Here is an 11807-nt window from a genome sequence, read left to right on the forward strand (position 1 = left end):
CGTCAGGGCTGAAAAGGCTGACGATGGAACTGGTCATGCGAGCATTTCGGGCAACGTGGCAACACCTCTGGGGTATAAAAAGTGAGGTGGTAATGGCAGTTTTCACACACCAGATTACCCAGTCCGACTACCTCGCCGCTGTGATAGACGCCGTGATGGTTGACGTCCTGAAACAGCTCCCGCCACTCCAGCTGCGTTTTATCCGTGATGTCCGCCAGCTCCTGCCACAGACTTTCCTTAATGACACGCATAAACACGCTGTCGGTGAATTCGCCCCGGCTCTCCTCATAGCTGCGTCCGAACTCGGCAAGATCGCGCCGTATAGCCTGCAGAATCTGTTCGCCTTCCTGATGCGTGACGGCATTATCGTCTGCAATACGATGGCGCGCATGATCGATAAGCTTCGCCATATCACGCTCTCCGCCATGTAACCGCGCGGTGATATCCGACATTAACGTCTGGTAGTAACGGCTGACTTTATTCATTGCGACTCCTCAACAAACCGGGTGGAATGAGGCATGCGCCACCCTTTTTGCCGCAGGGCGGCCCCCTGGTGATATCAGCACACAGGATGGTTTCAGTGTAGATGATTTTCCTGATCGAACCGCAGGCCGCGTCGCACTCTGCGCTTCCCCCGCCTTTTCGTCGCCATCGGAAGCGCGAACGGGCCGTCGCTGATGAACAGCCTCGGCAGAAATCCGCGCCGGGCAGCCTCAAGGTGTTGTTGCCCAAGACGCTTATCAGCTATGCTATGCGGATCTTTTAGTATGCACAATGGGCTACAAACGTAGCCATTATCACTACCCAAAGGACCACTGGCAGCCATGCACGAGCAATACCGCCCAGATGAAATAGAAGCGCAAGTCCAGCTTCACTGGCAAGAAAAACAAACCTTCAAAGTGACCGAAGACTCCAGCAAGGAAAAATACTATTGCCTTTCCATGCTGCCTTACCCTTCTGGCCGACTCCATATGGGACACGTCCGTAACTACACCATCGGCGATGTCATCTCACGCTATCAGCGCATGCTGGGTAAAAACGTGCTACAGCCTATCGGCTGGGACGCCTTTGGTCTGCCGGCGGAAGGCGCGGCGGTTAAAAATAAAACCGCTCCTGCTCCCTGGACCTACGACAACATCGAATACATGAAGAACCAGCTGAAACTGCTGGGCTTCGGCTACGACTGGGATCGCGAGATCGCCACCTGCAAACCTGACTACTACCGTTGGGAACAGTGGTTCTTCACCAAGCTGTACGAAAAAGGCCTGGTCTATAAGAAAACGTCCGCCGTCAACTGGTGCCCGAACGATCAGACCGTACTGGCTAACGAACAGGTCATCGACGGCTGCTGCTGGCGCTGTGACAGCAAAGTGGAACGCAAAGAAATCCCACAGTGGTTCATTAAAATCACTGACTACGCGGACCAACTGCTGAACGATCTGGATACGCTGGAAAGCTGGCCAGAGCAGGTGAAAACCATGCAGCGTAACTGGATCGGCCGTTCCGAAGGCGTCGAAATCACCTTCGACATCGCGGACAGCGATCGCCAGATGACGGTCTACACGACCCGTCCCGATACCTTCATGGGCGTGACCTACGTCGCCGTCGCCGCGGGGCACCCGCTGTCTCTGCTGGCCGCAGAAGCAAATCCTGCTCTGAATGATTTCATCGAAGAGTGCCGTAATACCAAAGTCGCCGAAGCAGACATGGCGACGATGGAGAAAAAAGGCATGCCGACCGGCCTGTACGCCATTCATCCGCTGAGCGGCGAGAAAGTCCCGGTGTGGATCGCAAACTTCGTGCTGATGGAATACGGCACCGGCGCAGTGATGGCCGTACCGGCTCACGACCAGCGCGACTGGGAGTTCGCCACCAAATACGGCCTGCCAATCAAACAGGTCATTCAGGCTGCTGAAGGCCAGGACGTCGATTTATCCGCTCAGGCACTGACCGAAAAAGGCCGCCTGATGAATTCCGGAGAGTTCGACGGTCTTGATTATGAAGAAGCCTTCAAAACTATCGCCGACACACTGGTTGAGAAAGGCGTGGGTCAGCGCAAGGTCAACTATCGCCTGCGCGACTGGGGCGTATCTCGCCAGCGTTACTGGGGCGCGCCAATCCCGATGGTCACGCTGGAAGATGGCACGGTCGTCCCGACGCCTGAAGATCAGCTGCCGGTCAGACTGCCTGAAGACGTGGTCATGGACGGCATCACCAGCCCGATCAAAGCCGACCCGGAATGGGCGAAAACCACCGTCAACGGCCAGCCTGCGCTGCGTGAAACCGATACTTTCGATACTTTCATGGAATCGTCCTGGTATTACGCGCGCTACACCTGCCCGCAGTACGATGAAGGCATGCTGGATCCCGCCGCGGCCAACTACTGGCTGCCGGTCGATCAGTATGTCGGCGGTATCGAACACGCCATCATGCACCTGATGTACTTCCGCTTCTTCCACAAACTGCTGCGCGACGCGGGTCTGGTCAACTCAGACGAACCGGCGAAACGCCTGCTGTGTCAGGGAATGGTGCTGGCTGATGCCTTCTACTACGTCGGCGAAAACGGCGAACGCGTGTGGATCTCCCCGGCCGACGTGACCGTTGAGCGCGATGAGAAAGGTCGTATCGTGAAAGCGTTCGACGCCGAAGGCCGCGAAGTGATTTATGCTGGCATGAGTAAAATGTCGAAGTCGAAAAACAACGGCATCGACCCTCAGGTCATGGTGGAAAAATACGGTGCGGATACCGTACGTCTGTTTATGATGTTCGCTTCCCCAGCAGAAATGACGCTGGAGTGGCAGGAATCCGGCGTTGAAGGCGCTAACCGCTTCCTGAAACGCGTATGGAAACAGGTGTTGGATCATACCGCCAAAGGAGCAGTACAGCCGCTCGACGTCGCGAAACTGAACGACGATCAGAAGTCTCTGCGTCGCGATCTGCACAAAACCATCGCCAAGGTCACCGACGATATTGGTCGTCGTCAGACGTTCAATACCGCCATTGCCGCTATCATGGAACTGATGAACAAGCTGGCGAAGGCTTCTCAGAACAGTGACCAGGATCGCGCCCTGACTCAGGAAACGCTGCTGGCCGTCGTCCGTATGCTGTATCCGTTCACCCCGCATGTCTGCTTCACACTGTGGCAAGAGCTGCACGGCGAAAGCGATATCGACAATGCGCCGTGGCCGGTGGCGGATGAACAGGCTATGGTTGAAGATTCGAAGCTGGTCGTCATTCAGGTCAACGGCAAAGTCCGCGGAAAAATTACCGTTGCGGCTGACGCCAACGAGCAGCAAGTTCGTGAACGCGCTGCGCAAGAACCGCTGGTTGCCAAATATCTTGATGGCGTGACCGTGCGGAAAGTGATTTACGTCCCTGGAAAACTGCTTAACCTGGTTGTGGGTTAAGGCGAGGAGGAACTTGTGCGACACCCACTTTTGACGTTGTTGCTGGGACTGGCGGTACTTATTACCGCTGGTTGCGGTTTTCATCTGCGCGGCACGACTCAGGTGCCGCATCAGTTGCATAATCTGATTCTGGATAGCTCAGACCCGTATGGGCCTATGACGCGCGCGGTGCGCGAACAGCTTCGTCTCAACAATGTGAACATCGTTGAGAACTCCAAACGCCAGGACATTCCGTCCCTGCGCGTGCTGGGGACGTCGCAAACACGCAGCACCGCGTCTGTTTTCCAGGATGGTAAAACCGCCGAGTATCAGTTTGTCCTGGAACTGAAAGCACAGGTGCTTATGCCGGGAGACGACATCTACCCGATAAACGTCAAAGTCTTCCGCACCTTCTTTGATAACCCGCTCACGGCGCTCGCCAAAGATGCCGAGCAGGATATTATCCTCCAGGAAATGCGCGTACAGGCTGCCCAACAGTTGGTGCGTAACCTGCTGACCGTGAAGGTAAGCAAAAACGCCGAGCAGGAGAAGGAGAAAGAAACGACGTCCCCTGCTCCTGCCGTGCCCGCACGTTCATGACCCGGATTTATCCTGAGCAACTCGCCGCGCAGCTCCGAGAGGGGCTGCGCGGTTGTTATCTGCTGTTCGGCAACGATCCGCTGCTGCTGCAGGAAAGTCAGGATCACATTTGCCGTACCGCTCAACAGCAAGATTTTCACGAACAATTCCGGTTTGCGCTGGATAACTCGACTGACTGGGACGCCATCTTCGGCGCCTGTCAGGCGCTTAGCTTATTCTCATCACGACAGATACTGTCGCTGACATTGCCGGACTCCGGTCCCGGCGCGCCAATAGGCGAACAGCTGGTGAAACTCGCCGGCTTACTCCATCCGGATATCCTACTGATTTTGCGTGGCGTCAAGCTGACCCGTGCCCAGGAGAACAGCGCCTGGTTCAAAGCCTTGTCGCAGAACAGCATCTATGTGCCCTGCATGACGCCAGAACAGGAACAGCTTCCGCGCTGGGTCATGCAACGCGCCAAAAGCATGAAGCTGGAACTGGACGATCCCGCCTGCCAGCTGCTTTGCTACTGCTATGAAGGCAACCTGCTGGCGTTATCTCAGGCACTGGAACGCCTGTCCCTGCTCTACCCTGACGGTAAACTGCCGCTGCCTCGCGTTGAACAGGCGGTCAGCGATGCGGCGCACTTTTCGCCGTTTCATTGGCTGGATGCGCTGCTGGCGGGGAAAAGCAAACGCGCCTGGCACATCCTGCACCAGCTGCGTTTGGAAGAGTGCGAGCCCGTTATTCTGCTGCGAACCGTACAGCGTGAACTGTTACTCCTGCTCCAGCTGAAACGGCAGATGGTCGCCACCCCGCTGCGTACGCTGTTCGACCAACTCAAGATCTGGCAAAACCGCCGCCCTTTGATAACGCAAGCGTTGCAGCGTCTGTCGTTGGAGCAGCTACAGCAGGCCATCACCCTACTCGCCAGGCTCGAAATCACCCTGAAACAGAATTACGGCCAGCCAATTTGGGCAGAATTGGAAACATTGGCGATGATCTTATGTGGAAAAGCCCTGCCCGATAGTCTGATTGAGGTGTATTGATTTGCCCACCCCGAATACCGCAAGCGAACTGACCGCCTATTTCGGCGGGACGTTCGACCCGATTCATTACGGCCACCTTCGCCCAGTCAGTGCGCTGGCGGCCGAAGTCGGACTGCAGCAGGTCGTCCTGCTGCCCAATAATGTCCCCCCCCACCGCGAACAACCTGAAGCCAACGCCCATCAGCGTAAAGCCATGGCCGCGCTGGCGATCGCGAACAACCCGCTTTTCCGTATTGATGACCGCGAGCTGCAACGGGAAACGCCTTCGTACACGATCGAAACGCTGGAAGCGCTAAGGCAGGAAGCGGGGCCGACGGCGCCGCTGGCGTTTATCATTGGTCAGGATTCGCTGCTAACGCTGCATCACTGGCACCGCTGGCAGGAGATTCTGTCTTATTGTCATCTGCTGGTGTGCGCCCGTCCGGGCTATAGCCAAACGCTGGAAACCCCTGAATTGCAGCAGTGGCTGACGTCCCGTCACACTACCGAGGTTAACCGGTTGCATCAGCATCCCCATGGGTTAATCTACTTGGCGAATACTCCGCTGCTCCCCATTTCCGCCACTGAAATCCGCCAACGCAGGCAACAGGGGCGCGACTGCAGCGACCTTCTGCCCGCCGCCGTGCTGAATTATATAGATACACACGGGCTATACCGATAGCGACGGCTTTATACCACTCACCATGACTGCATGGTATACTCCGCCGCTGGTTCAAACGGCAGGCAACCCGCCTGTCAAGGCAGACTCGCCATGCTTTTGCGCTCATGCGCAAAGCGACATCGCTCCGCCCATCAAGCTCAGGCTGATTAACATTACCCCAGGGGGAACATTTGCAAGGCCAAGCACTCCAAGACTTCGTAGTGGATAAAATCGACGACCTGAAAGGTCAGGATATCGTGACGTTGGACGTCACCAATAAGTCCAGCATCACAGACTGCATGATCATCTGTACCGGAACATCCAGCCGCCACGTCGCGTCGATCGCCGACCACGTTGTGCAGGAATCCCGCGCAGCCGGACTGCTCCCGCTAGGCGTAGAAGGCGAAGCGCTGGCTGACTGGGTCGTTGTCGACCTCGGCGATGTGATTGTCCATGTCATGCAGGAAGACAGCCGTCAACTGTACGAACTGGAAAAGCTCTGGGGTTGATATGAAACTGCAACTGGTCGCCGTGGGCACCAAAATGCCCGACTGGGTGCAGACCGGATTTACCGACTATCTGCACCGTTTTCCGAAGGATATGCCACTGGAACTGGTGGAAGTGCCTGCCGGGAAACGGGGCAAAAACGCCGATATTCGCCGCATTCTGGAGCGAGAAGGCGAACAAATGCTGGCTGCCGTCGGAAAAGGCAACCTGATTGTGACGCTGGATATTCCCGGCTCACAGTGGGAAACCCCGCGGTTGGCCCAACAGCTGGAACGTTGGAAACTGGACGGTCGCAACGTGAGTTTGCTGATTGGCGGACCGGAAGGTCTGTCGCCGCAGTGTAAAGCGGCGGCGGAACAGAGCTGGTCGCTGTCCCCGTTGACGCTGCCCCATCCGTTGGTGCGCGTGCTCGTGGCAGAAAGCCTATACCGCGCCTGGAGCATTACGGCTAACCATCCTTACCACCGGGAGTAAGGCGATACCATGAACTATCAGAACTGATCCTGCCGGATGAACATAGAGCGTAAACCTTTTCGTGATTATACGGCTGAGTCAGCCCTGTTTGTCCGCCGCGCGCTGGTGGCGTTTTTGGGCATTCTGCTGCTGATCGGCATCCTCGTTGTCAATCTGTACCATCTACAGATTTCACGCTTTGACGACTACCGCACTCGTTCCAATGAAAACCGGATCAAGCTGGTCCCTATCGCGCCCAGTCGCGGCATTATCTATGACCGCAACGGCACACCGCTGGCCCTTAACCGGACCATTTACCAGCTAGAGCTAATCCCCGAAAAGGTCAACAACCTCGAAGCGACGCTGGATGCCTTGAGGCCTATCGCCGATCTCACCGACGAAGATCTGGATAACTTCCGCAAAGAGCGCAAGCGTTCGCGCCGCTTCACCTCCATCGCAGTGAAAACCGGCCTGTCCGATGTGCAGGTCGCCCGCTTTGCGGTGAACCAATACCGTTTCCCTGGCGTGGAAGTGAAAGGCTATCAGCGCCGCTATTACCCCTACGGTTCTGCGCTGACCCACGTCATCGGCTATGTATCCAAAATCAATGACCGGGATCTCGACCGGCTGGCCAAAGAAGATAAGCTCGCCGACTATGCGGCCACGCACGATATCGGCAAACTCGGCATCGAGCGATATTACGAAGACATGCTGCACGGCAAACCGGGCTATGAAGAAGTTGAGGTCAACAACCGCGGTCGCGTGATTCGCCAGCTGCACGAACAGCCGCCGCAGGCTGGCAAAGATATCTATCTGACGCTGGATTTGAATCTGCAGATCTACATTGAAAAACTGCTGGAAGGCAGCCGTGCGGCGGTCATCGTTACCGACCCGCGCGACGGCGGTATTCTGGCGATGGTCTCCACGCCCAGCTATAACCCGAACCTGTTTGTCGACGGCATTTCCGGTAAAGATTACCGTACGCTGTTGAACGACCCCAACCGCCCGCTGATCAACCGCGCCACGCAGGGCGTCTATCCGCCCGCGTCGACCGTGAAACCCTATATCGCGGTTTCCGCCCTGACGGCGGGAGTGATTACGCCCAATACGTCGTTGTTCGACCCCGGTTGGTGGCAGCTTCCCGGCTCGGAAAAACGTTTCCGCGACTGGAAAAAATGGGGGCATGGCCGGCTGAATCTGACCAAGGCGTTGGAAGAGTCGGCGGATACCTATTTCTATCAGGTGGCCTACGATATGGGCATCGACCGCCTGTCGGAGTGGATGAGCAAATTCGGTTACGGCGACTATACCGGTATCGATCTGTCTGAAGAGCGCGCCGGGATCATGCCGACGCGCGACTGGAAAATGCGACGGTACAAAAAACCGTGGTATCAGGGCGATACCATCCCGGTCGGCATCGGTCAGGGCTATTGGACCGCCACGCCCATTCAGATGCTGAAAGCGCTGACGACGCTGATCAATGACGGTCAGGTCAAAACGCCGCATCTGCTCGCCAGTACGCAGGAGCACGGGGTCAAAGTGCCTTTTGCCCAGCAGGAGCACACGCAGATCGGCGATATTCACTCCGGCTACTGGGAACTGGTCAAAGATGGCATGTATGGGGTCGCCAACCGCGCTAACGGCACCGCACACAAAAGCTTTGCTGACTCACCATATAAAATCGCGGCCAAGTCCGGTACAGCGCAGGTGTTCGGTCTGAAGGAAAACGAGACCTATAACGCCCATAAAATTGCTGAACGGCTACGCGACCACAAGCTGATGGTCGCCTTCGCCCCGTACAATGACCCGAAAGTGGCCATGACCATTATTTTGGAAAACGGCGGCGCCGGACCCGCAGTCGGGACCATCGTGCGTCAGATCCTCGACCATATTATTTTGGGCGATAACAACGTCAATCTCCCGGTCGCGCCTCCTGCGCCTCCCGGCAGTGAAACTGAGTAGGCAAATTCATGACCGATAGCCAACAAAAAGGCTCAATCTGGACCAAGATCCACATTGACCTCCCGTTTCTTCTCTGTGTACTGGCGCTGCTGTGCTACAGCCTGGTCGTCATGTGGAGCGCCAGCGGACAGAACGTCGACATGATGGAGCGCAAAATCGCTCAGTGCGTGCTCGGCCTGATTGTGATGATCATCATGGCTCAAATCCCGCCCCGGGTGTACGAAGGGTGGGCGCCCTATTTATATGTCGTGTGCGTCATTCTATTGGTTTTGGTGGATGTCTTTGGCCAAATCAGTAAAGGCGCACAGCGCTGGTTGGATCTAGGCGTGGTCCGGTTCCAGCCGTCCGAGATCGCCAAAATCGCGGTTCCGCTGATGGTCTCGCGTTATATCAACCGCGATATGTGCCCCCCTTCGTTGAAAAATACCGCCATTGCGCTGGCCCTGATTTTCGTACCTACCCTGCTGGTAGCAGCGCAGCCTGACCTGGGGACGTCGATTCTGATCTGCGCGTCAGGCCTGTTCGTGCTGTTTCTTGCGGGTATGAGCTGGCGGCTGATTGGCTTTGCCGCGCTGCTTGTCGCGGCCTTCATTCCCATTTTGTGGTTCTTTTTGATGCATGACTATCAGCGCGACAGGGTGATGATGCTGCTGGATCCAGAGAGCGATCCGCTGGGAGCCGGGTATCACATTATCCAGTCCAAAATCGCCATCGGCTCCGGAGGCCTTTCCGGCAAGGGCTGGTTGCAGGGAACGCAGTCGCAGCTGGAGTTTTTGCCAGAGCGCCATACCGACTTTATCTTCGCCGTACTGGCGGAAGAGCTGGGCCTGATCGGCGTGCTAATTCTGCTGACGCTCTATCTGTTCCTGATTATGCGGGGTCTGGTGATCGCCGCCAACGCGCAGAACTCCTTTGGCCGCGTCATGGTCGGCGGTTTAATGCTAATCTTCTTTGTCTACGTTTTCGTCAACATCGGCATGGTCAGTGGTATTCTGCCCGTGGTCGGTGTCCCGCTGCCCTTGGTCAGCTATGGCGGATCGGCTCTGGTGGTCTTGATGGCGGGATTTGGTATCGTCATGTCGATACATACTCACCGCAAAATGTTATCCAAAAGCTTATAGAGGTGGGCAATGCGTAAGAATTGGCTAGGGATTGTAGCGCTCGGTCTGGTGCTGTCAGGCTGTAGTACCGAGACGGAACAGGTGAGGCCTACGCCCGCGCCGACGGTTTATCACGGCCCGGTGGAAGAGATCAGCGGCGCAGAACCGCGCTATGAACCGTTTAACCCCTCCACAATGCAGGATTACACCGTTAACGGCCGTAGCTACAAGATTGTCAAAAACCCGGAGAACTTCAGCCAGACCGGTTTGGCGACATGGTATGGCGAAGAGCTTTCGGGCAACCGCACGTCCCTCGGCGAAGAGTTCGATCCCAACGCGCTGGCCGCCGCGCACCCTACCCTGCCGATTCCCAGCTATGTCCGCGTCACCAACCTCAGTAACGGCCGTCAACTGGTGGTTCGCGTCAACGACCGCGGCCCTTTCACGCCCGGTAGAATTATTGACCTGACCCGCGCCGCAGGTGAGCGACTGAATATCTCCAACAACACCCGAGTGAAGGTCGACTTCATCAGCGTCGCCCCCGACGGTACGCTGTCAGGTCCGGGCACGGTCGGCACCCGTGTCGCCAAACAGAGCTTCGCTTTGCCTGAACGCCCAAACCTCAGCGCAGGCGGAATGAGCGCGCCGGTCATGACCTCCGCAATCGACAGTCATACACCGCCCACCGCTCCTGACACGGCATCTGACAATGCCTCTTCGACGGTGTCTCCAACGACTAACGCCGCACCTAGCGGCGGATTCCTCGGCGCGCCGCAGCCCCTGCGCAGCGGCGTTCTGGAAACGCCTCAATCAATGGCATCCGTATCAGCTTCCCCTGCGGTGGCAACGACGCCCGCCGCCGCCAGCGGCAACGTCGTGGTTCAGGTCGGCGCGCTCAAAGACTCACAACGCGCCGATGCCTGGCTAAGCAGTCTGAAAAGTCGCTTCAATGTCCAAGGCAACGTCACGCAGAACAACGGCCTGTATCGCGTTCAGCTAGGTCCGTTCACCAGCCGACAGCAGGCGGTCGAACTACAGCAGCGTTTGGCAAACGAGGCACAGCAACAGTCTTTCATCACGACGCTGTAAACCACGACTATCCGGGGAATCGAAAGTGACATCGCATTTCCCCGTCAAAACGTCGCCCGGCGGGACCCTTCGGCAAAATTGCGTAACGTATTATCTGATGCCGCCCAGGATCTTCATCTGCTATAGTGTGACTCGTTTTTAACTCATACCCATGGATGTTGTTGTTCCATCATGAATACAGAAACCACAACTCGTTTTATGCCACGCATCGTGCTGGGCTCACTGCTGGCACTCTGCGCATCGACCTTCGCCCACGCCGACGACGTCAACCTCAAAACCATGATCCCCGGTGTGCCGCAGATCGACGCCGAAGCTTATATTCTGATTGATTACAACTCGGGTAAAGTCCTGGCGGAAATGAACGCCGACACCCGTCGTAATCCGGCCAGCTTGACCAAGATGATGACCAGTTATGTCATCGGCCAAGCCATCAAGGCAGGAAAAATCACGCCTAACGACGTTGTGACCATTGGCAAAGATGCCTGGGCGACCGGCAACCCGGAATTCCAGGGATCGTCGCTGATGTTTCTGAAGCCCGGGGATCGCGTCAGCGTTTCTCTGCTGAACAAAGGTATTATTCTGCAGTCGGGCAACGACGCCTGCGTCGCCATGGCGGACTATGTCGCTGGCAGCCAGGACTCATTCGTCAATCTGATGAACAACTACGTCAAGGCGCTGGGCCTGCAGAATACGCAGTTTAAGACCGTACACGGTCTGGATGCCGAAGGGCAATTCAGCTCAGCTCGGGATATGGCACTGATCGGCCAGGCGCTGATCCGCGACGTACCGGATGAGTACGCGACCTACAAAGAGAAAGAGTTCACCTTCAACAACATCCGTCAGACCAACCGCAACGGTCTGCTGTGGGACTCCAGCCTGGCGGTGGACGGGATTAAAACCGGCCATACCTCCTCTGCTGGCTACAACCTCGTCGCCTCTGCGACCGAAGGTCAGACCCGACTGATTTCCGCCGTGCTCGGCGGTCGGACCTTCAAAGGCCGCGAAACGGAAAGCAAAAAACTGCTGACCTGGGGCTTCC

The 11807-nt window shown here is 56.7% G+C and carries 11 protein-coding genes; 10 read left to right on the forward strand and 1 reads right to left on the reverse strand.

Features of this window, described 5'->3' with window-relative positions; genetic code table 11:
- Positions 1-2 precede the first annotated feature (2 nt).
- Positions 3-485, reverse strand: a complete 483-nt coding sequence (locus Q7O77_RS08460; protein WP_304165736.1) for a zinc ribbon-containing protein — start codon at positions 483-485, stop codon at positions 3-5.
- A 339-nt stretch (positions 486-824) separates the two neighbouring features.
- Between Q7O77_RS08460 and leuS the strand changes: the two genes are divergently transcribed.
- From leuS to Q7O77_RS08510, 10 genes are all read left to right on the forward strand, one after another.
- A complete protein-coding gene (gene leuS / locus Q7O77_RS08465; RefSeq protein WP_304165739.1) occupies positions 825-3407 on the forward strand; it encodes a leucine--tRNA ligase in 2583 nt (860 codons plus the stop codon).
- 15 nt (positions 3408-3422) lie between these two features.
- A complete protein-coding gene (lptE, locus tag Q7O77_RS08470; protein WP_304165742.1) occupies positions 3423-3986 on the forward strand; it encodes an LPS assembly lipoprotein LptE in 564 nt (187 codons plus the stop codon).
- The gene (gene holA, locus Q7O77_RS08475) at positions 3983-5017 is read left to right on the forward strand and encodes a DNA polymerase III subunit delta (protein WP_304165745.1); all 1035 of its coding nucleotides are present in this window, start codon (positions 3983-3985) and stop codon (positions 5015-5017) included. Before lptE ends, holA begins: the two co-directional genes overlap by 4 nt.
- Before the next feature lies 1 nt (position 5018).
- Positions 5019-5678, forward strand: a complete 660-nt coding sequence (gene nadD / locus Q7O77_RS08480; protein WP_304165747.1) for a nicotinate-nucleotide adenylyltransferase — start codon at positions 5019-5021, stop codon at positions 5676-5678.
- 170 nt (positions 5679-5848) lie between these two features.
- Positions 5849-6166 carry a ribosome silencing factor gene (rsfS, locus tag Q7O77_RS08485; RefSeq protein ID WP_304165750.1) on the forward strand — a complete coding sequence of 106 codons (318 nt, stop codon included), beginning with the start codon at positions 5849-5851 and terminating at the stop codon, positions 6164-6166.
- A 1-nt stretch (position 6167) separates the two neighbouring features.
- Positions 6168-6638: a 23S rRNA (pseudouridine(1915)-N(3))-methyltransferase RlmH gene (gene rlmH, locus Q7O77_RS08490; RefSeq protein WP_085652127.1), complete on the forward strand. Its 471-nt coding sequence runs from the start codon at positions 6168-6170 to the stop codon at positions 6636-6638.
- A 36-nt stretch (positions 6639-6674) separates the two neighbouring features.
- Positions 6675-8579, forward strand: a complete 1905-nt coding sequence (gene mrdA / locus Q7O77_RS08495) for a peptidoglycan DD-transpeptidase MrdA (RefSeq protein WP_304165753.1) — start codon at positions 6675-6677, stop codon at positions 8577-8579.
- 8 nt (positions 8580-8587) lie between these two features.
- Positions 8588-9700 carry a peptidoglycan glycosyltransferase MrdB gene (mrdB, locus tag Q7O77_RS08500; protein WP_304165756.1) on the forward strand — a complete coding sequence of 371 codons (1113 nt, stop codon included), beginning with the start codon at positions 8588-8590 and terminating at the stop codon, positions 9698-9700.
- 9 nt (positions 9701-9709) lie between these two features.
- Positions 9710-10768, forward strand: coding sequence for an endolytic peptidoglycan transglycosylase RlpA (gene rlpA / locus Q7O77_RS08505; RefSeq protein ID WP_304165759.1), 1059 nt, complete (start codon positions 9710-9712; stop codon positions 10766-10768).
- Positions 10769-10939: 171 nt separating this feature from the next.
- The coding region (locus tag Q7O77_RS08510) for a serine hydrolase (RefSeq protein WP_304165762.1) at positions 10940-11807 on the forward strand (868 nt) is incomplete at its 3' end.

The organism is Lonsdalea britannica (genome assembly GCF_946477055.1).
In the GTDB taxonomy this organism is placed as follows: Bacteria; Pseudomonadota; Gammaproteobacteria; order Enterobacterales; family Enterobacteriaceae; genus Lonsdalea; species Lonsdalea britannica_A.

Bases quoted from the DNA above. Each gene is read 5' to 3' on its own strand.
- Q7O77_RS08460 (WP_304165736.1), bottom strand. From the start codon at position 485: ATGAATAAAGTCAGCCGTTACTACCAGACGTTAATGTCGGATATCACC.
- leuS (WP_304165739.1), top strand. From the start codon at position 825: ATGCACGAGCAATACCGCCCAGATGAAATAGAAGCGCAAGTCCAGCTT.
- holA (WP_304165745.1), top strand. From the start codon at position 3,983: ATGACCCGGATTTATCCTGAGCAACTCGCCGCGCAGCTCCGAGAGGGG.
- rlmH (WP_085652127.1), top strand. From the start codon at position 6,168: ATGAAACTGCAACTGGTCGCCGTGGGCACCAAAATGCCCGACTGGGTG.
- mrdA (WP_304165753.1), top strand. From the start codon at position 6,675: ATGAACATAGAGCGTAAACCTTTTCGTGATTATACGGCTGAGTCAGCC.
- mrdB (WP_304165756.1), top strand. From the start codon at position 8,588: ATGACCGATAGCCAACAAAAAGGCTCAATCTGGACCAAGATCCACATT.
- rlpA (WP_304165759.1), top strand. From the start codon at position 9,710: ATGCGTAAGAATTGGCTAGGGATTGTAGCGCTCGGTCTGGTGCTGTCA.